Origin of the sequence: Paractinoplanes deccanensis (genome assembly GCF_016862115.1) — a bacterium.
GTDB classification, from domain to species: Bacteria; Actinomycetota; Actinomycetes; order Mycobacteriales; family Micromonosporaceae; genus Actinoplanes; species Actinoplanes deccanensis.
Genome location: NZ_BOMI01000186.1, coordinates 19,868 through 39,010, shown reverse-complemented (window position 1 = coordinate 39,010; position 19,143 = coordinate 19,868). Strand labels below are relative to the sequence as shown.

16 protein-coding genes are annotated in these 19,143 nt (G+C 73.0%); 9 read left to right on the top strand and 7 right to left on the bottom strand.

Annotated features, from left to right (window positions below):
- The first annotated feature begins 43 nt into the window (after nt 1-43).
- The 3 genes from Ade02nite_RS43860 to Ade02nite_RS43850 all read left to right on the top strand — a co-directional run bounded on the left by Ade02nite_RS43860 (nt 44) and on the right by Ade02nite_RS43850 (nt 4,484).
- Nucleotides 44-805: an ABC transporter ATP-binding protein gene (locus Ade02nite_RS43860; protein ID WP_203777118.1), complete on the top strand. Its 762-nt coding sequence runs from the start codon at nt 44-46 to the stop codon at nt 803-805.
- Entirely contained in the window at nt 805-3,264 is a 2,460-nt protein-coding gene (locus Ade02nite_RS43855; RefSeq protein ID WP_203777116.1) for an ABC transporter permease, read from the top strand. The genes Ade02nite_RS43860 and Ade02nite_RS43855 overlap by 1 nt, the downstream gene beginning before the upstream one ends.
- A gap of 218 nt (nt 3,265-3,482) precedes the next feature.
- Complete coding sequence (locus tag Ade02nite_RS43850) at nt 3,483-4,484, top strand: sensor histidine kinase (protein WP_203777114.1); 1,002 nt, start codon at nt 3,483-3,485, stop codon at nt 4,482-4,484.
- A 17-nt stretch (nt 4,485-4,501) separates the two neighbouring features.
- On the opposite strand, the gene Ade02nite_RS43845 is transcribed toward Ade02nite_RS43850, so the two are convergent.
- The 3 genes from Ade02nite_RS43845 to Ade02nite_RS43835 form a co-directional block, all read right to left on the bottom strand.
- Entirely contained in the window at nt 4,502-4,810 is a 309-nt protein-coding gene (locus tag Ade02nite_RS43845) for an STAS domain-containing protein (protein WP_203777112.1), read from the bottom strand.
- 101 nt (nt 4,811-4,911) lie between these two features.
- A complete protein-coding gene (locus tag Ade02nite_RS43840; RefSeq protein WP_203777110.1) occupies nt 4,912-6,675 on the bottom strand; it encodes a sensor histidine kinase in 1,764 nt (587 codons plus the stop codon).
- On the bottom strand, nt 6,672-7,367 hold the full coding sequence (locus tag Ade02nite_RS43835; RefSeq protein WP_203777108.1) for a response regulator transcription factor: 696 nt from the start codon (nt 7,365-7,367) through the stop codon (nt 6,672-6,674). The genes Ade02nite_RS43840 and Ade02nite_RS43835 overlap by 4 nt, the downstream gene beginning before the upstream one ends.
- A 90-nt stretch (nt 7,368-7,457) precedes the next feature.
- Between Ade02nite_RS43835 and Ade02nite_RS43830 the strand changes: the two genes are divergently transcribed.
- The 3 genes from Ade02nite_RS43830 to Ade02nite_RS43820 are packed head-to-tail and all read left to right on the top strand — an operon-like array spanning nt 7,458 to nt 10,395.
- Nucleotides 7,458-8,567 (top strand): efflux RND transporter periplasmic adaptor subunit, encoded by a 1,110-nt coding sequence (locus Ade02nite_RS43830; RefSeq protein ID WP_203777106.1) that lies wholly within the window; start codon nt 7,458-7,460, stop codon nt 8,565-8,567.
- A complete protein-coding gene (locus Ade02nite_RS43825; RefSeq protein ID WP_203777104.1) occupies nt 8,564-9,235 on the top strand; it encodes an ABC transporter ATP-binding protein in 672 nt (223 codons plus the stop codon). Before Ade02nite_RS43830 ends, Ade02nite_RS43825 begins: the two co-directional genes overlap by 4 nt.
- The gene (locus Ade02nite_RS43820) at nt 9,232-10,395 is read left to right on the top strand and encodes an ABC transporter permease (RefSeq protein ID WP_203777102.1); all 1,164 of its coding nucleotides are present in this window, start codon (nt 9,232-9,234) and stop codon (nt 10,393-10,395) included. The genes Ade02nite_RS43825 and Ade02nite_RS43820 overlap by 4 nt, the downstream gene beginning before the upstream one ends.
- Before the next feature lies 1 nt (nt 10,396).
- On the opposite strand, the gene Ade02nite_RS43815 is transcribed toward Ade02nite_RS43820, so the two are convergent.
- Nucleotides 10,397-10,975, bottom strand: coding sequence for a hypothetical protein (locus Ade02nite_RS43815; protein WP_203777100.1), 579 nt, complete (start codon nt 10,973-10,975; stop codon nt 10,397-10,399).
- A gap of 110 nt (nt 10,976-11,085) precedes the next feature.
- A complete protein-coding gene (locus Ade02nite_RS43810) occupies nt 11,086-11,886 on the bottom strand; it encodes an SAM-dependent methyltransferase (protein ID WP_203777098.1) in 801 nt (266 codons plus the stop codon).
- 387 nt (nt 11,887-12,273) lie between these two features.
- Between Ade02nite_RS43810 and Ade02nite_RS43805 the strand changes: the two genes are divergently transcribed.
- From Ade02nite_RS43805 to Ade02nite_RS43795, 3 genes are all read left to right on the top strand, one after another.
- Nucleotides 12,274-12,534 carry a hypothetical protein gene (locus Ade02nite_RS43805; RefSeq protein WP_203777096.1) on the top strand — a complete coding sequence of 87 codons (261 nt, stop codon included), beginning with the start codon at nt 12,274-12,276 and terminating at the stop codon, nt 12,532-12,534.
- Between the two features lie 148 nt (nt 12,535-12,682).
- The gene (locus tag Ade02nite_RS43800) at nt 12,683-15,034 is read left to right on the top strand and encodes a HelD family protein (protein WP_203777094.1); all 2,352 of its coding nucleotides are present in this window, start codon (nt 12,683-12,685) and stop codon (nt 15,032-15,034) included.
- Complete coding sequence (locus Ade02nite_RS43795; protein WP_239169488.1) at nt 15,031-16,617, top strand: MFS transporter; 1,587 nt, start codon at nt 15,031-15,033, stop codon at nt 16,615-16,617. The genes Ade02nite_RS43800 and Ade02nite_RS43795 overlap by 4 nt, the downstream gene beginning before the upstream one ends.
- Before the next feature lie 60 nt (nt 16,618-16,677).
- Here the strand turns inward: Ade02nite_RS43795 and Ade02nite_RS43790 are convergent, their stop codons facing one another.
- Nucleotides 16,678-17,712 (bottom strand): GDP-mannose 4,6-dehydratase, encoded by a 1,035-nt coding sequence (locus Ade02nite_RS43790; RefSeq protein ID WP_203777092.1) that lies wholly within the window; start codon nt 17,710-17,712, stop codon nt 16,678-16,680.
- Nucleotides 17,713-17,727: 15 nt separating this feature from the next.
- Nucleotides 17,728-19,143: a glycosyltransferase gene (locus Ade02nite_RS43785; protein ID WP_203777090.1), complete on the bottom strand. Its 1,416-nt coding sequence runs from the start codon at nt 19,141-19,143 to the stop codon at nt 17,728-17,730.

Below are 19,143 nucleotides of genomic sequence, written 5' to 3'. Positions count from 1 at the left end.
CGGGCTGACGCCGCGCGCGCCACCCGACGCCCACGCTTCTCCCATGAGACAGACGAACGCTTCCGATGACACCGCCCTTGCCGTCGAGCTCCGCGGTGTCCGGCGACGGTACGGCCGCGGCTCCGGCGCGGTGAACGCGCTCGCGGGGATCGATCTGGCCCTGCCGCGCGGCACGTTCACTGCCGTCATGGGCCCGTCGGGGTCGGGCAAGTCCACGTTCCTGCAGTGCGCCGCGGGGCTCGACCGGCCCTCGGAGGGTTCCGTGCGCCTCGGCGGTACGGAGATCACGGGCATGAACGAGAACGAGCTGACCGAGCTGCGCCGCAGCCGGCTCGGCTTCGTGTTCCAGGCGTTCAACCTGTTGCCGTCGCTGACGGTGGAGCAGAACGTCCTGCTGCCCCTGCGGCTGGCCGGGCAACGCCCGGACCACCGGCGGGCGGCCGGCGTGCTCGGCCGGGTCGGGCTCGCCGACAAGGCGCGGCGCCGGCCCGGCGAGCTGTCCGGCGGCCAACAGCAGCGGGTGGCCGTCGCCCGTGCCCTGATCACCGACCCGGACGTGATCTTCGCGGACGAGCCCACCGGCGCCCTCGACACCGGCACCGCCGCCGAGGTCCTCGGCCTGCTCCGGCACGCGGTGGACGCCCTCGGCGCCACCGTCGTCATGGTCACCCATGACCCGGTCGCGGCCGCGGGGGCGGATCGGGTGCTGTTCCTCGCCGACGGCGCGTTCGCCGACAGCCTGGAGCGCGGTTCGCCGTCCCGGATCGCGGCCCGGATGGGCACGCTGGCGGGGGCGGCGGCCTGATGCGGCCCAACGGACTCGCCCGCGCGGCCATCCGGTTCAAGCCCGCGTCGTTCGCGGGAACCTTCCTCGCCCTGCTGATGTCCGCCCTGATCGTCTCGGCCTGCGGCGTCCTCCTCGAGACCGGCACGCGCGCCTCGGTGCCACCCGAGCGTTACGCGAACGCGCCGGTCGTCGTGGCCGCCGATCAATACGAGTACGTCGTCACCGGCAGCGGCGAGGATGTGGAGAGAGAAGGTGTGCCGCTGCCGGACACGGCACGGCTCGACGCCGGGCTCGCGGCGAAGGCGGCCACGGCACCGGGTGCGGCCGCGGCGATCGCGGATTACACCTTTCCGGTGCGTACGGCGGAACTGCCCGGCGGGGTGCTCACCGGGCACGGGTGGGGCTCGCACCTGTTCACCGGCACCACGTTGACGGCCGGCGCCGCACCCCGGGGCGGCGAGGTCGTGCTCGGAACGGACGCGGCCGCCGTCGGCGACACCGTCACCCTCGAAACCGCCTCCGGGCGGCAGGACTTCCGCGTCTCCGGCGTGGCCCGTGCCGGCGGCGCGCTCGCCTGGTTCGCCGACAGCCAGGCCGCCGCCCTCGCCGGGCATCCCGGCCGAGCCGACGCCATTGCCGTGCTGGCGGCGCCGGGCACCGACGCCACCGCGCTCGCCGCCTCGGTGACCGCGACCCTGGCCGGCTCCGGAGTCCAGGTGCACGCGGGCGACGACCGCGGCGCCGTGGAGGATCCCGGCCTCGGCTACGCCAAGGACATGCTCCTCGGCATCGGCGGCTCCTTCGGCGGCATCGCCGCCATCGTGGCGATCTTCACCGCCGCCGCGACGGTGGCGCTCTCCGTGTCCCAGCGGGCCCGGGAGTTCGCCCTGCTGCGGGCCGTCGGGGCCACCCCGCGGCAGATCCGCCGCGCGGTCGCCGCCGAGGCGCTGCTGATCGCACCGCTCGCCGGGATCGCCGGCCTCCTGCCCGGCCTCGGGCTCGCGACGTGGTGGTTCGAGCAGTTGCAGGACCGCGGCGCCGTCCCGGCGGCGGTGCAGCTGCACGTCTCGGCGATGCCGCTGCTCGTCGCGGTCGCCGTCGGGCTCCTCACGGCGCTGGCAGCCGGCTGGGCGGCGGGCCGCCGCCCGGCGCGGACCAGGCCGGGTCAGGCGCTCACCGACGCGTCGATGCAACGGCTGCGGCCGGGCGGCGTCCGCACCGCCCTCGGCCTCGCCGCTCTCGTCGGCGGCATCGTGCTCACCGGCGTCTCGGCTGGCTCCGCCGGCAACGACGCGGCCGGCGCCGCGCTCGGCGTGGTCATGCTGTTCATGCTGGCGGTCGGGCTGCTCGGCCCGCTGCTCGCCCGGCTGAGCGCCGGCCTGTTCGGCATGCCCCTGCGCGGCGGAGGGCCGGCCGCCGGGCTCGCGGCCGCCAACTCCCGCACCAACGCCCGCCGGCTCGCCTCGGCCTTCACCCCGATCGTGCTCGCCATGGCCTTCGCCTCGACCCTCGTCTTCATGCACACGAGCGAGAACCACGCCGCCGGCAAGCAACTGCGTGCGGGTCTCACCGCCGACCACGTCGTCACGAACCCGGCCGGGCTACCCGTGGACGCGGTGGCCGACGCGGCCCGGGCGCCGGGTGTGGAAGCCGCTGTGGGCGTGCTCAACACCCAGGTGCTGGTGCCGATCGGCGCCGGCGAGTTCCAGTCGTTGCAGGGCGCGGCGGTCCAGGGCATCACCGGCTCCGGCGCCGAGCTCGCCAAGGTGCAGGACCTGGACGTCCGCGAAGGCAGCCTCGACTCCCTCGGCGCCGGCCGGATCGCCGTCGACACCACCCTGGCGACCGCGGCCGGCCGGGGTGTCGGCGACCGGCTCCCGCTCTACCTGCCCGACGGCACCCCGATCAGCCCCGAGATCATCGCGGTGTACGGCCGCGGCCTCGGGCTCGGCACCGTGACCATGGACCGGGCGGCGCTGGCCGGCCACGTCACCTCCGGCTTCGACGACACCCTCCTGGTACGGGGCGGCTCGGCGCAGCCGCTCACCGCCCTCGGAACGGTCAGCGACGCCGCCGGCTACGCCACCCGGCAGAGCCTCGACGCGAAGCTGGGAGCGTGGACCAACAACGTGATGGCCGCGGTCCTGGGTGGCTTCGCCGCCATCGCCGCCGTCAACACCCTGGTGATGACGGTCCTCGACCGCCGCCGGGAGCTGGGCATGCTGCGCCTGGTCGGCTCCACCCGGCGCCAGGTCCTCACGATGCTCCATTGGGAGAGCCTGCTCGTCTCCCTCGCGGGTGTCATCCTCGGCTCCGCGATCGCGGCGGCCACGCTGATCCCGATGATGCGCGGAACCACCGGCGAGGCACCCTACATCCCTCCCCTGGTGTACGGCTCCTTCGCGGCAGCCGCGATCGGCCTGGCCCTGCTCGCGGTCACCGTGCCGGCACGAGCGCTCCTGCGCCGGCGCTCATGACCGGTCGGGCCGGCATCCTGGACGGGTTCGAGCGCCACATGAGCTGATCGGCACCGGCATACATGCGGCCATACCGGGCATACATGTCCAATGCCCTCAGCGCCGTCGAGCGTTCCCTCCTGCCGCGCGAGTCCGGGATCGCGCGGCGGGAGGCGGTGTGCGACGCCACCCCAGGGGTACGTCTTCGGGAGCTTCATCCGGAAGAAGGACATGGACCCATGAGCCGACACGAGCCGAGAGCCGCTCCTGGCGCGGACACGTTCTTCCATACCGCCCTGGTCCTCGACGCCGCTCGCACCGTGGAGACCGTGCTGCTTCCGCAACTGCGCCGGCTGCTCGACGCCGGCGAGCCGGTCTTCATGGTGGTCAGCGACCACACCGCTGCCGTCGTACGCCGGTCGCTCGGCGCGGCCGGCGGCGCGCTCCAGTGGGGTGACTCCGCCGGCATGTACCAGCGGCTCGGGTTCACCTACGAGGGCTTCCGCCGCCATCTGGCCGCGGAGCACGCGGACGGCCGGCGCGTCCATGTCATCGCCGAACCGGACCTCACCGCCGGCGGCGACGACACCACGCCGAGCCGAGCCGTCGAGTACCTGGCCTACGAGTCGATCTGCAACGACACCTATGCCCCGTACGGGTGCCCGGTGACCTGTCTCTGGGACAGCCGCCGGCACCCGCCGGAGCTCATCGACCAGGTCCGCAAGGTCCACGACCACGAGCTGACCGAGGACGGGCCGATCCCGAGCCCGGCGTACGTGCCGCCGGGCGACTACCTGGCGGGCCGCGACGCAGCACCCCTGGACGACGTGCCGGACAGCGCCCGGGATCTGCGGCTCGGCGACGCCGCCGAGCTGGGCCGGCTCCGCGCCGTCCTGCGCTCGTCGGCCGGCCGTGGCCCGTTCACCGATCAGGCGGTCGACGACATCGTCGTGGCGGCCACCGAGGTCGCCGCGAACGGCCTGGTGCACGGCGCCGCGCCCGTCCGCGTCCGGTTCTGGCGTCACGGCGACACGTTCGTCGTTCAGGCCGACGACAGGGGCGGTTACCCCGTGCCACCCGACGCCGGTTATCGCCCGCCCGGGCCCAGCGCCGGCCCGGGCGGGCGCGGCCTGTGGCTCGCCCGGCAACTCGCCGACACCGTCAGCACCCACACCAGCCCGGGTCACACCTCCGTCCGGATGCACTTCCCGATCGAGATCACCAACCGTAACCCCTCCTGACCACGGCCACCGGGCCGTCAGGAGCCGGTGAGCTGCTCCGCCAGCCCCGTCACTTCGAGCAGACGCCGCACGTTGTGCTGGGGATTCGTCAGCCGGAAGACGAGACCGCGCACGTGCGCCTCGTGATAGGCGCGGTCGAGCGCGTGCAGGCCCGAGGAATCACAGAAGGTGACCTCGCTGAAGTCGATCACGATCGCCACGGCGCCCTCGGTGGAGATGGCGCGCGCCAGAGCCATCGTCAGGTCGTCGACGGTGCCGAGGTCCACCTCCCCGGCCGCCGCGAGGTGAATCGTGCCGGCGGAGGTGCCACACGTAGAGACGATCATGCTGGCCCCTTCCACGCCCACGATCCGAGGGCTGAGCCGGACAACTACCCAGAACCACGCCGATCACACGGCGCCCTTGCTCGCGCGGCGCGGGCCGGCGGTCAGCGCGCAGGTGGGAGCCGGACGGTGAACGTGGTCCCCTCCCCTGGAGCACTCCGGACCTCGATCTCGCCGCCGTGGGCCCGGGCCAGCTTGCGGGCGATGGCGAGGCCCAGGCCGCTGCCGCCGGTGGCCCGGCTGCGGGACTCGTCGGCGCGCCAGAAGCGGTCGAAGATCTTGGGCAGGTTCTCGGGGGCGATGCCGACGCCGGTGTCCCGCACCGTGATGGCCGAGCCTTGCGCGCTCACCGAGACCGAGCCGCCGCGCGGGGTGTAGCGGATGCCGTTGGAGACCAGGTTGCCGAGCAGCTGGCGCAGCCGTACGGCATCGGCCTGGACCACCGGATCGCCCGTCACCTCCATGGTCAGGCGCACGCCGGCCGCGTGCGCCTCGGCGAGGTGGCCGTCGACCACCTGGGTCAGCACGTCGCGCAGGGCCGCCGGGCGCAGGTCGAGGCGCAACGGCCCGGCCAGGTCGCTCAGGTCGTCGATGATGTGCTGGAGCAGCAGGGCCTCCTCGTGCAGGAGGTCGACGAGCTGCGCGTCGGTCGGCGCCAGGTCGTCCTGGGCGGCCTCGAGCCAGCTCCGGATGTTCGTGAGCGGGGTGCGCAGCTCGTGCGCGACGTCGCTGACCATGGCGCGGCGCTGCGCCTCGGCGCGGTCGCGGCGCTCGGTGGAGTCGTTGAGGGCGCGGGCGAGCCGGCCGATCTCGTCGCGGGTCGAGACCGGCACCGGGCCGTGGCCGGCGGCCTCGGTGAGCGCGCGCAAGGGGCGGACCAGGCGGCGGCCGACCAGCACGGTGACGCCGATGGTGGCGAGCAGGACGCCGCCGGTGGTGGCGACGATCCGGACGGTGTTCTGCCCCGAGAGCGTGAACCGGGTCTGGTCGGCGCCGGCGCCCGGGTCGGTGACGAACAGCAGGGCGGGCGGCGCGACGTACGACTGAAGCATGGCCCGTCGTGTTTTCTCCACGCACCCGCGGACCCGGGCCGGCGGCGCGGCCGCGCTCGTGCTGCCGGGCAGCGCCACCGGTTCGGGACGGTCGGCGACCAGGAAGTACGTCGAGAAGTCCGGCCGTACGCCGAGCCTGAGCTCGCGGGGCAGCCGGGCGCAGGTGGTGGCCAGCCGCCCGAGCTCGCGCAGCGGGCCGTCCTCGGCCTTCGTCGTCGTGGTGGGCAGCCGGTCGTTGCAGCTCGCGGCGTTGCCGTCGGTGCCCGATCCGGTGAGGACGACCGACGGGCGCCCGTTCGGCAGGCGCACGATCTCGCCGTCCCCGCCGCCCTCGCGGATGCAGGTCAGCGCGTCGGCCGCGAGCTTGTCGAGCTCGCCGCGCTGGGCCGGTGGCACCAGGAACGGTCCGGTCGCGCGCGCGTCGATGCGTTCGGTGCCGCCGCTGAGCGCGAGGTCGAGGTTGAGCGGGTCGACAGTGGCCGAGGCGCGGGCGCCGGCCAGCGACGGGCCGGGCCCCGAGTCGGCGATCACCACGCGGTCGGTGGTGGTCAGCGTGATGCGGCGGCCGAGCTTGGCCGCCCGCTCGCGGATCAGCCCGGCGGCGCCGGACCAGTCGGGGTGACCGGCGGCGTAGCCGACCAGCAGGTCGTAGACGCCCTTGTCCTCGGTCAGCGAGCGGCCCTGCTCCTGGCGCAGCGCCCGGGTGGCGGTGGCGGTGGCGAGCCAGGCGGTCGCCGCGATGGCGGCGACCGCGATCAGCACCGACGTGACCAGCAGGCGGGTGACCAGGCTGTGCCGCAGCGGAACGCGGCTCACGGCGTCTCCGCGGCCAGCTTGTAACCGACGCCGTAGACGGTGAGCAGGTGCGCCGGCTTCTGCGGATCCGCCTCGATCTTGCGGCGCAGGTTCATCACGTGCACGTCGATGGTCCGCTCGGTGGAGCTGCGGTCGATGCCGCGCGTGTGGTGCAGCAGCTGGGCCCGGGTCAGGACGTGCCCCGGCCGCTCGGACAGGGCGGCCAGGATGGCGAACTCGCCGCGGGTGCACTCGACCGGCTCGTCACCGACGGTGACGTGGTGGCGCACGGGGTCGATGCCGATCCGCCCGACGCGCCGCGGCTCGCCGTCGGCCGGCGGCGCTCCCCGGCCCGAGCGCCGCAGCAGCGTCCGGACCCGGGCCATGAGCTCCCTCGGGCTGTACGGCTTCGTCAGGTAGTCGTCGGCGCCCAGCTCCAGCCCGAGCAGCAGGTCCTCCTCGGTCGCCCGGGCGGTCAGCATCAGCACCAGCACGTCGGACTCGGCCCGCAGCGTGCGGCACACGTGCAGGCCGTCGAGGCCGGGCATCATCACGTCGAGCACCACCAGGCCCGGCCGCCACCGGCGGGCCTCGCCGAGGGCCGTGCGGCCGTCGTGCACGACGACGACCTCGTGCCCCTCGGCGACCAGGTAGCGCCGGACCACCTCGGCCTGGCGGGGATCGTCCTCGGCGACCATGACCTGAGCACACATGGCGGCGATGATAGGTCCGCGCCGCGACCGCCGGAGATTCTCGCGGGAGACCTGACAGCTTTCTAACGATCTCCCGAGACGCTCGTCGCCATGCAATCGAAGATCGTGGCCCGGCTGAGCGGCATCGTGCTCGTCGTGGCGCTGGGCGCCGGCGGCGCGGTCGCCGTCCACCGGCACCGGCCGGCCGGGCCACCCGCGCCACGGGAGACCGTCGCGGCCGCGACCGCGAAACTGGAGCGCCGCACCCTGTCCACGACGAGGAAGCTCGACGGCAGCGTCGGCTTCGGCTCGGCCCGGCCGCTCTCCGGCCACACCGCCGCCACCGTGACCTGGTTGCCGGCCGCGGGCGCGACGATCGTCCGGGGAAAGCAGCTGTTCCGGGCCGACGACAAGCCGGTGATCCTGTTCTACGGCGGCATGCCGCTCTACCGCCCGATCGCCGGCCTCGGCCTGGTGGGCCGCGACGTGCGGATCGTCGCCGACAACCTGCGCGCGCTCGGCTACCGGATCGGCCGCCGGCCCGAGGCGGGCGAGAAGGCGCCGGCCCCGGCCGGCAAGAAGGGCGCGACCGTCCGGGACGGGGACGGCGTGCTCACCGCCGATCTCCTCAAGGCCGTCAAACGCTGGCAGGAGGACAACGGCCTCCCGCCCACCGGCACGATCGCCGTCGGCGACGTCGAGGTCCAGTCCGGCGCCGTCCGGGTCGACTCGGTAGCCGTCCAGCCCGGCTCCCCCGCCAACACCGAGCTCATGACGGTCACCGCCACCCGCAAGGTCATCACCGTCTCGGCCGAGCTGGACGCGGCCGCCGGGCTCAGCCGGGGCGAGCACGTGACCGTCACGCTGCCGGACGACCGTACGGTCAAGGCCCGGATCCTCTCGGTCGGCCGCACCCTCACCGCGCCCGCGGGCGGCGTGGCCGACGGCGCCCCGAAGCTGACCGTGCTGGTCACCGCCGACAAGCCCGCCGACCTGGCCGAGCTGGACTCGGCCGGCGTGCAGGTCAACGTCGCCGGAAAGGTCGCCGAGAACGTGCTCGCCGCACCCGTCGAGGCGCTGGTCGCGCTGAGCGAGGGTGGCTACGCCGTGCAGGGCCCGCACGGCCTCGTCGCCGTCACGACCGGCATGTTCGCCGACGGCTGGGTGCAGGTCAGCGGCCAGGGCCTGACCGAGGGCATGGACGTGGTGGTCGCCTCGTGACGCTCGTCTCGGTCGGCCACGCGAGCGTGCGCTATCCCGGCGGGGTGACCGCCCTCGACGACGTGAGCCTCGACATCGACCGCGGCGAGCTGACCGCCATCGTGGGCCCGTCCGGTTCCGGCAAGTCGACGCTGCTCACCGTCATCGGCACCCTGGACCGCCCGACCAGCGGCACCGTCCGCATCGGAGGCCAGGACGTGGCGACCCTGCGCGACCGCCGCCTGGCCGCGCTGCGGGCCCGCGAGATCGGCTTCGTCTTCCAGCAGTTCCACCTGGCCGACGGGCTGAGCGCGGCCGAGAACGTCGCCACCGGCCTGCTCTACGCCGGGGTGCCCCGCCGGCACCGCCGGGAACGTGCCCTGCACGCCCTGGAGCGCGTCGGTCTCGCCGATCGCGCCCGGCACCGGCCGCGCGAGCTGTCCGGCGGCGAGAAGCAGCGGGTGGCGATCGCCCGCGCGCTGGCCAACGGGCCGTCGCTGGTGCTGGCCGACGAGCCGACCGGCGCCCTGGACACCGCCACCGGCCGCACGGTCCTCGACCTGATGCGCCGGCTCAACGAGGAGGGCACCACCATCGTCCTGATCACCCACGACCGTGACATCGCCGCCGCGCTGCCCCGGCAGGTCGAGATCCGCGACGGCCGGATCGTCTCGGACGTGCGCCGATGAACCCCGTCGACCTGCTCGGGCTCGGCCTGCTCGGCCTGCGCACACGCCCGGGCCGGGCCGCGCTCTCCGGGCTCGGCATCGCGATCGGCATCGCCACGATGATCGTCGTGACCGGCCTGCCCGCGTCGGGTCAGGCCGCCCTCGTCGAGCGGCTCAGCGCGCTGGGCACGAACACTCTTCAGGCCACGGCCCAGCCGGATGTCCAGCCGCCCGCGCCGCTGCCCGAGTCGGCCGTCGAGATGGTCCGGCGCATCGGCCCGGTGACCGGCGCGTCCGCCGTGGCCAACACCCATGCGGCCGTACGCCGTAACGACCGCACCGAGCCCAGCGGCCTCACCGCGCTGGCCGCGCGGCTCGACCTGCCCGCCGCGATCCAGGCCCGCGTGCGTTCGGGAGCCTGGCTGAACGCGGCGACAGCGAACTTCCCCGCCGTCGTCCTCGGCTCGGTGGCGGCCGCCCGGCTGGGCGTCACCGACCTGCCCCGGGGCGCCGCCGCACCCCAGGTGGTGATCGGCGACCGCCGCTTCACCGTCGTCGGGATCCTCGGCCCCACTCCGCTGACGCCCGACATCGACCGGTCCGTGCTGGTCGGCTGGCCCGCCGCGAAGTCCGAGCTCGGCTTCGACGGTCACCCCACGGTCCTGTACGTGCGCAGCGACGAGGCCCAGCTGGAGGCGGTGCGCGACGTCCTCGCCGAGACCATCTCCCCCGAGCGCCCGGGCGCGGTGACCGTCACCCGCCCGTCGGACGCGCTCGCCGCCAAGCGGGCCACCGAGAGCAGCTTCTCGGTGCTGTTCCTGGCCCTCGCCGGGGTGGCCCTGGTCATCGGCGGCATCGGCGTGGCCAACACGATGGTCGTCTCGGTGCTCGAACGCCGCTCCGAGATCGGCCTCCGCCGGGCGCTGGGCGCCACCCGGGGCCAGATCCGCGGGCAGTTCCTCACCGAGGCGGTGGTCCTGGCCGGCGCCGGCGGTCTGGCCGGCACCGGCCTGGGCCTGGCCGCCACCGTCGGCTACGCCGCCTGGCAGGGCTGGCCCGTCGTCATCCCCGCCGGGCCGGCCGGCTTCGGCGCGGGCGGCGCGGTGGTCATCGGGGTTCTGGCCGGCGTCTACCCGTGCGTCCGGGCCGCCCGCCTCGCCCCGCGAGCGGCCCTCTCCTGAGCTACTTCTGGCGCCGGGCGGCGATGTCGCGCTCGCAGCCGGGGATCAGGTCGAGACCCATCGAGATCGACTTCGGGTCGTTCTGGTCGCCGCCGAGCGCGATGCTGAGCCCGTCCTCGCCGATCTCGACGTACTGGACGCCCTTCTCCTTGAGGCACTTGACCGTCTCGCGGGCGAAGTCCTTGGCCTCCGGGTTGGCCGGGTCCTTCTCCCACGGCGGCAGCGGGTAGTACTGCGGCTCGCAGATCTTGTTCGCCTCGTCGAACTTCTCGGTCTGCCGCCCCGGCACGCCCGCCGGCCCCGCCTCGGCCTTCTTCCGCTCCTGCTGGATCGTGCTGCCCTTGGCGATGCCGCCGTGGTCGGACATGCATTTGTTGTACGGCCCGAGCAGCGCCTCGAACTCCTCCGGCGTCGTGTCCAGCCGCTCCCGTGGCCGCTGAGCCTTCGGCGAGACGGTCGCCGAGGCCGGCGCCGACGGGCTGACCAGAGTCGCCACCTTCGCCGTGCTCGCCTTGTCGGCCGGCTGGGCGCAGGCGGTCAGCGCGCTCAGCGCCACGGCCACCACCAGCAGTCTCCGCATGATGTCACTCCCTGTCTCCGCGGCCGGGCCGCTCCCGGCCGGGAGCCAGCCTGACGAGCGGACGTCAGGAAGTGATCAGGTTCGGGCGGCGACAGTGCCGGCCCGCCGTCTCACCGTGATCTGGTCCGGGCGACAGCCCCGTAGCCGGTGGCCTCGGCGGGAGTGGGCCGGGGGCCGGGCGCCGGCCGCCAGTCGGAGACCGACACGATCCCCGGCTCCAGCACGTCGAGACCCTCGAAGAAACGGGTGACCTCGGCCAGCGATCGCGGGGAGAACACCGGCTTGATGTTCTTGTTCACCGCGTTCATCGCGGCGATCGTCTGCTCGTCGAGCGGGTCGAACGTCGCGTGCGACAGCACGAGGTAGCTGCCGGCGGGCAGCGCCGCGACCAGGTGCTTCACGATCTCCCACGGATTTTCGTGGTCCTCGACGAAGTGCAGCAGCGCCACCAGCAGCAGCGCGATCGGCTGCGAGAAGTCCAGCGTGTCGCGCAGCGCCGGATCGGCGAGGATCTTCTCCGGGTTCCGGGCATCGGCGTCGATGTACGCGGTCGCGCCCTCGGGCGAACTGGTCAGCAGCGCCCGCGCGTGCACGAGCACCAGCGGATCGTTGTCCACATAGACGATCCGCGACTCGGGGGCGATGCCCTGCGCGACATCGTGCACGTTCTCGTTGGTCGGCAGCCCGGTGCCGATGTCCAGGAACTGCCGTACGCTCGCCTCGGCCGTCAGGAACCGCACCGCCCGCTGCATGAAGGCGCGGTTCTCGCGGGCGGCGGTGCGGATGTGCGGGAAGACGGCGGCGATCGCCTCGGCGGCGTCCCGGTCGGCCTGGAAGTTGTCCTTGCCACCCAGCCAGTAGTCGTACCGTCGCGCCGGGTGCGGCTTGGTCACGTCGAGGCGTTCAGACATGTCCGGGCTGTCGGCGCTCACCAAGATCCCCTGTCATCCGTGACGTCAGGCGCTAGATCATACGAGACCGGCGCCGGTCATGGGCAGTCGTTATGATCCACCTGTGTCCCGCCCCGCACCATCGATCGGGAAGCCGGCTCCGGGCACGGCAGGACGAGCCCGCGGCGCCGGATCCGGCGGGCCGTCCTCGCGGCGCTTGCGGCGACGACGGTCGGCGGGATCGCCGCCCGCGGGGGATCGGCCGGTCCTGATCGCCGCCACGCTGACCCGCTGGCCACCCACGGCAACGACGCGGATCCCACCACCGGCGCCCCTCTGTCCGCCACCCCGCCGGCAGTCTCAGCAGCCACCTCTACCGGCGCGCGCCCTTCGGCGACATCGTCGGCGTTGCCCGGCGCCCGAGCAACGCAGGTCACCAGGGCCTCGGCCACCCGATGGAAGACCAAGCACTACTGCCTCCGCGGGACGGTCAGCAAGACCCTGCTCATCGACGTTACCGCCTGGGCCAAGCAGGCGACCCTCGCGGACGACGTCAAGACCGGGCGGAAGATGGCCCGTCATCGCTTCGCCGGCTACACCGCCGTCATCAGCGCTTCGCCGACCGAGACCAAGCATGCTCTGACCCCGAGGGCAGTCTTTCCCGTCTGACAATCGCCGCCGCAGCCGCCCTCGTGGGAAACCTCTTTTGGCGGCCACTTCGTCATCGCCGCATAGGCACGACAAGACAAAAAACGGGCAACACGATACGATCGTAGTTGCCCAGCACTTTATAGCCCTCAGTTAAATTTACCATGGGGTGGCGCTGTTGTCAAGACTTTCCTCAGAAGCTTCCGCCGCTTTCGCCAACGACACGCTGGAGGACGAACGCCGCTACGTGGCAATGCTCTACCGCAACGTCGACAAGCTGCGCGACGTCGCCGCGCAGCGGTTGGCCCGGACCCAGCTCCACAGCACGAGCAACCCGTCCGCCCGCGCCGAACGCGACGCCGCCAGCACGATGTACCGCGAGCGCATCCGGCAGCTCGAGGGCGTCGACGAGCGGCTCTGCTTCGGCCGGCTCGACATGGACGACGGCGAGATCCGTTACGTCGGCCGGCTGGGGCTGGTCGACGAGGACGACCAGTCCTCGCTGCTCATGGACTGGCGTGCGCCCGCCGCACGCCCGTACTACCTGGCCAACGCCATCACCCGGGAGGGGGTGCGCCGGCGCAGGCAGCTGCGGATGAAGGGCCGCACGGTCACCGGCCTCGACGACGAGTTCCTCGATGTCGAGGCCGCGCCGGCGGACGGCGCGACCTCGCTGACCAACGAGGCCGCGCTGATGGCCGCGCTCACCGCCAACCGCACCGGCCAGATGCAGGACATCGTCGCCACCATCCAGGCCGAGCAGGACGAGATCATCCGTGCCGACATCAACGGCGTGCTGGTCGTGCAGGGCGGGCCCGGCACGGGCAAGACGGCGGTGGCGCTGCACCGGGTGGCCTACCTGCTCTACGCGCACCGCGACCGGCTGGAGAAGCGCGGGGCGCTGATCCTCGGTCCCAACGCGACGTTCCTGCGCTACATCAGCCAGGTGCTGCCGTCGCTGGGCGAGACCGGTGCGCTGCTGTGCACGGTGGGCGACCTCTATCCCGGCGTCGTCGCCACCGGCAGCGAGCCGGACGACGTCGCGGAGATCAAGGGCCGCGCCTCGATGGTGCAGGTCATGGCGAACGCCGTCTACGACCGCCAGGAGACCCCGCCGGTCAAGGAGGTGCTCTTCGAGGGCGACCGGCTCCGGCTCACCCAGAAGATCACCGCCAACGCCAAGCGGCTGGCGCGCGACACGCTGCGCCCGCACAACGAGGCACGGCCGTACTTCGTCCGCGAGATCATCGAGGCGCTGACCAACCAGGTCGCCTCGAACATCGGGCGGCACCTGCTGGTGGACGAGGACATCGAGCAGATCCGGTACGACCTCACCAAATCCCCCGAGGTACGCCAGGCGCTGCACGAACTCTGGCCGATCCTCACGCCGCAGCAGCTGCTGGCCGACCTCTACGCCTCGCCGGAACGGATCGCGGCGGCCACGCCCGATCTCCCCGCGGCCGAGCGGGAGCTGCTGCGGCGCGACCCGTCGGCGCCGTGGACCCCGGGCGACGTACCGCTGCTCGACGAGGCCGCGGAGCTGCTCGGCTGGGACGACCGGGCCGAGCGGGCCCGGGAGGCGGCGCAGTGGCGGGCCGACCTCGAGTACGCCCAGGGCGTCCTGCAGATCCTCAACTACGACGAGGACGAGATCGACGAGGAGGTGCTGCAGGCCACCGATGTGATCGACGCGTCGGCCCTGGCCGACCGGCACGACGACGACGATTACCTGTCCGTCTCGGAGCGGGCCGCCGCCGACCGGACCTGGGCGTTCGGCCACATCGTGGTGGACGAGGCGCAGGAGCTGTCCCCGATGGTGTGGCGGCTGCTCATGCGCCGCAGCCCCAGCCGCTCGATGACCGTGGTCGGCGACGTCGCGCAGACCAGCGACCCCAGCGGCACCACGACCTGGGGCGACGTCTTCGCGCCGTACGTCGCCGACCGGTGGCGGCTGACCGAGCTGACCGTCAACTACCGCACGCCGGCCGAGGTCATGGCCGTCGCCGCCGACGTGCTCGCCGCGATCAGCCCCGGGCTCAAGCCGCCCCGCTCGGCCCGGACGTCCGGCATCGATCCGTGGAGCGGGCAGGTCGGCGACTACCTGCGGGCCGTGCCGGAGGCGGTCCGCGTGGAACGCGCGGCGGTCGGCGGCGGCCAGGTGGCCGTGGTCGCGCCCACCGAGCTGGTGCATCCGCTCGGCGACGCCATCAGGCGCGCGACGACGGCGGAGGTGGTCGTCGGCGACGGCATCTCGCTCGGCGCGGGCATCGTGGTGCTCGACGTCCGCCAGGCCAAGGGCCTCGAGTTCGACTCGGTGCTCGTCGTCGACCCCGGCGGCATCGCCGGCGAGTCCCGGCGCGGCCTCAGCGACCTGTACGTCGCGCTGACCCGCACCACCAAGCGGCTGGGAGTGCTGCACCGCGGCGACCTGCCGGCCGTGCTGCGGCGCCTGAGCGCCCGCGACACCACGCCATTCACCGTCGAGGCAGAGCAGAACCGAGCGGACGAGGGAGCGCGATGAGCACCAGGCCGGAATCGCCCACGGCGGCGGCACCGCAGCCCGCCCCGGCCAAGGGCGTCATGATGACCGTCTACGGACTGCTGCTGGGGATGTTCGTCGCGGTCCTGGCGCCGACCGTGGTCACGGTGGCCCTGCCGGGCATCGTGACCGAGCTCGGCGGCTCGCAGTCGGCGTACACCTGGATCGTCACGGCGGAGCTGCTCGCCATGACCGTCTCGGTACCGCTCTGGGGCAAGTTCGCCGACCTGTACGACAAGAAGTGGCTGTTGCAGGCGTCCCTGGCGCTCTTCGTGCTCGGGTCGCTCGTCGCCGGTTTCGCCGGCTCGATCGGGGTGCTCATCGTGAGCCGGGTCGCGCAGGGCATCGGCGCCGGCGGGCTCACCGCGATGGTGCCCGTCGTGATGGCGGTGATCGTCCCGCCGCGCGAGCGCGGCAAGTACATGGGCCTGTTCGGCGCGGTCTTCACCGTCGGCACCATCATCGGCCCGCCGCTGGGCGGCGCTCTGGCCGAGGTGCCCGGCATCGGCTGGCGGTTGTGCTTCTTCTTCGGCGCGCCCTTCGCGGTGCTGTCCATGGTCGTGCTCCAGCGGACCTTCCACCTGCCCGCGATGCGCCGTGAGGTGCACATCGACTACCTCGGCGCCGCGCTGATCGTCGTCGCCGCCAGCTCGCTGCTCATCTGGTGCTCGCTGGCCGGCGACGTCTTCGCCTGGCGCTCGGCGTGGAGCACCGTGCTGGTGACCGGTGGCTTGGTGGCCTTGGGGCTGGCCATCTGGGTCGAGGCTCGCAGCCCCGAGCCCGTGCTGCCGCTGAGCCTGTTCCGCAACCGGACGGTCGCCCTCACCACCCTGGCCAGCCTGCTCGTCGGCGTCATGATGTTCGGTGGCTCCGTCTTCGTCCCGCCCTACCTCCAGCTGGCACAGGGACTGTCGCCCGGCCAGACCGGCCTGCTGAGCCTGCCGATGGCGCTGGGCATCGTCGTCGCGTCCACGGCGGCGGGCCGCTTCATCACCGCGACCGGCCGGTGGAAGGCGGTCCTCGTGACCGGCGGCGTGCTGGCCGGCGCCGGCACGGTCATGCTCGCCCTGGTCGACGCGGGCACCGGGCTCGTGTGGTTCACGGTGGCCATCACGCTGCTCGGCCTCGGCGTCGGATGCCTGATGCAGAACCTGGTCCTGGTGGCGCAGAGCTCGGTCGACATGCGGCAGCTCGGCGTGGCGACGTCGACGCTGTCGTTCTTCCGGAGCCTGGGCGGCTCGGTCGGGGTCACCGTCCTCGGCGCCGTGTTCGCCCATCGCGTCCAGTCGGTGATCGCCTCCGGGGCGGCCGGCGCCGATGCCGGCCACGGCGACGTCGGCGGGACGCTTCCGGACCTGGGCGACCTGCCGGAGCCGGTCCGGGCCGTCGTCGAACAGGCCTACGCGGTCGCGACCGGCGACATCTTCACCGTCACGGTGCCGATCGCCGTGCTCACCCTGGTGACGGTGGCCTTGCTCAAGAACCGTCCGCTGGCGTCGCAGTTCGGCACGCCGCCGGGGCCGCGGCGCCCGGCCGCCGAGCGGAGCGGGCCGCCCGCGAGCTGACCCGCGAGACACGGTGACGGCCGGTCCGCGCGGACCGGCCGTCACCGTACGGGGAGATCGTCACCAATCGACGTGCGCGGAGTACTCGTCGTACTTCTGGGCGTGGGTCAGCTGCGCCAGGTCCGCCTCGACCATCATCGTCATCAGCTCCTCGAACTTCAGGCGCGGCTCCCAGCCGAGGTCCTCGCGGGCGCGGGTGGGATCGGCGCAGAGGGTCTCGACCTCGGCCGGGCGGACGAACTCGTCGTCGACCACCACGTACCGCGTCCAGTCCAGGCCGACGGCGCCGAAGGCTATCCGGACCGCGTCGCGCACCGAGTGCATGATGCCGGTGCCGACCACGTAGTCGCGCGGCTCGTCCTGGACCAGCATCAGGTGCATGGCGCTCACGTAGTCGCCGGCGAAGCCCCAGTCGCGCCGGGCATCGAGATTGCCGAGCTTGAGCTCGCCGGCCAGGCCAAGCTTGATCTTGGCGACGGTGTGCGAGATCTTCCGGGTGACGAACTCCAGGCCCCGGCGCGGCGACTCGTGGTTGAACAGGATGCCCGAGACGGCGTACATCCCGAAGGACTCCCGGTAGTTGCGGGTGATGAAGTGCCCGTAGGCCTTGGCGACGCCGTACGGGCTCCTCGGGTGGAAGACGGTGGTCTCGGACTGGGGCGTCTCCGCGACCTTGCCGAACATCTCCGACGACGACGCCTGATAGAAGCGGACCTGACGAGACGGCGTGCTCGACGACGACGAGCTGACGCCGGAGACCACCCGCAGCGCCTCCAGCATGCGCAGCACGCCGAGCCCGGTGACCTCACCGGTCAGCTCCGCCTGTTGCCAGGAGAGCGGCACGTACGAGATCGCGCCGAGGTTGTACACCTCGTCGGGCTGGACCCGGTCGATGGCGGCGATCAGGCTGCTCTGGTCGAGCAGGTCCCCCTCGACGAAACGCAGGTCGTGCACGAGGCGGCTGACCCGTGACCGGCGCGGATTCGCCTGGCCGCGTACCAGGCCCCACACCTCGTACCCTTTCTCCAGCAGATGCTCGGCCAGGTACGACCCGTCCTGGCCGGTGATGCCGGTGATCAATGCTCGGCGCGACACGGTTCCTCCTGGTGGTCAGCTCGGTGCGGTTCGGTCTGCGGACGCGGCGCCGGACGCCGTGCCGAGCAGGCCCAGCCGGCGTTGGATGAGGTCGGCCGCGGCCACGCTGCCGCCGGCGGAGCGCAGCCTGCCGGCCCAGTGCTCGGCTCGTTGCCGGTAGGCGGGATCCGTCACCAGCGTGGTGATCTTGTTGACGATGTCGTCGACGTCCGGTCTGTCGACGTTGCGCACCACGAGCCCGGCACCGCTGTCGGCAGCGCGGGCCGCGAAGTCGTTGCAGTCCATCCAGAACGGCATGACCAGCAGCGGCTTGCCGTGCACCAGCCCCTCGTGGAACGCGTTGCCGCCGCCGTGGTTGAAGAACACCCGCACGTTCGGATGTGCCAGGACCTCCAGCTGGGACGGCAGCCATGCCTCGACCCGCAGGTTCGCGGGCAGGTCGGCCGGCAACATCTTCTGCCGGGTCTCGTCGAGCTTCCACAGCACGTGGTGCCGCGGTGCGAGCCGGCGGGCCACCTCGGCCAGCGCGGCCACCTGGCCCGCGGAGGGGCGCATGAACGTGCCGAAGCCGATGTAGACGATCGACGGGTGCTCGTCCAGCCAGGTGTCCAAGGAGGGATTCGGCACGATCTCCCCGGAGTCGCCGGGAAGCACGGCACCGACCATGTGCAGGTTCGGCGACGCGGCCGGGAACGGGTATTCCAGGCCGAACACCGAGCAGCCGAGAATGTCGGCCGCGGCCCGGGCGTAGCGCGACGGGATGCCCTCCGCGTTCGGGATCCCCTCGGCCTTGCGGCGACGCAGATCGGCCAGGGCGGGCCGCATGCGGCGAGGGCTGGCCATGACCGCGCGGGTGCCCAGGCGGAAGAGCACGTTCTCGACCCGCTGCCGGGCGGACATCCGGGCCGGCAGGCCCGACCCCGGTGTCGGATAGCTCCACGGCAGCGTGTCCACGTAGAAGCTGCTGACCGGCACGGCGATCGTCAGGACGTACGGGATGCCCCGCTTCATCGCGGCGTCGATGGCCCAGCCGGTGCACGAGTCGGCCACGATCAGGTCGGGTTGCACCTCGTCGATGGCGGCCAGCGTCCGCTGGTACAGCTCCTCGGTGTACTCGCGGTCGACGTTGGTGTCCATGAAGGCCGCGAAGTCGCGCACCCGCCGGCCGGTGGTCATCGCCCGCAGCGTCGCCTGGTCCCAGTTGGCCGGCCACAGGTGAGGCCGGTACCGGCCGAGCGACACGAACCGCACGGAGCCGCCGGCCGCTCCCCCGCCGATCCGGCGGATCTCGTCCGCCCGTTCGTCGGTGCAGGCGAACCAGAGGTCCGCGTCGCGCCGCACCAGCTCCTGGGCGATCGCCAGCAGCGGATTGATCAGGCCCGCGCTGGGCAGGCTGGCGAACAGCAGCCTGCCCCGAATGCCGTCGCTCAC

Coding starts and splice junctions, on each gene's coding strand:
- Ade02nite_RS43855 (WP_203777116.1), top strand. CDS start 805: ATGCGGCCCAACGGACTCGCCCGCGCGGCCATCCGGTTCAAGCCCGCG.
- Ade02nite_RS43830 (WP_203777106.1), top strand. CDS start 7,458: ATGCAATCGAAGATCGTGGCCCGGCTGAGCGGCATCGTGCTCGTCGTG.
- Ade02nite_RS43820 (WP_203777102.1), top strand. CDS start 9,232: ATGAACCCCGTCGACCTGCTCGGGCTCGGCCTGCTCGGCCTGCGCACA.
- Ade02nite_RS43795 (WP_239169488.1), top strand. CDS start 15,031: ATGAGCACCAGGCCGGAATCGCCCACGGCGGCGGCACCGCAGCCCGCC.
- Ade02nite_RS43810 (WP_203777098.1), bottom strand. CDS start 11,886: ATGTCTGAACGCCTCGACGTGACCAAGCCGCACCCGGCGCGACGGTAC.
- Ade02nite_RS43860 (WP_203777118.1), top strand. CDS start 44: ATGAGACAGACGAACGCTTCCGATGACACCGCCCTTGCCGTCGAGCTC.
- Ade02nite_RS43845 (WP_203777112.1), bottom strand. CDS start 4,810: ATGATCGTCTCTACGTGTGGCACCTCCGCCGGCACGATTCACCTCGCG.
- Ade02nite_RS43815 (WP_203777100.1), bottom strand. CDS start 10,975: ATGCGGAGACTGCTGGTGGTGGCCGTGGCGCTGAGCGCGCTGACCGCC.
- Ade02nite_RS43835 (WP_203777108.1), bottom strand. CDS start 7,367: ATGTGTGCTCAGGTCATGGTCGCCGAGGACGATCCCCGCCAGGCCGAG.
- Ade02nite_RS43850 (WP_203777114.1), top strand. CDS start 3,483: ATGAGCCGACACGAGCCGAGAGCCGCTCCTGGCGCGGACACGTTCTTC.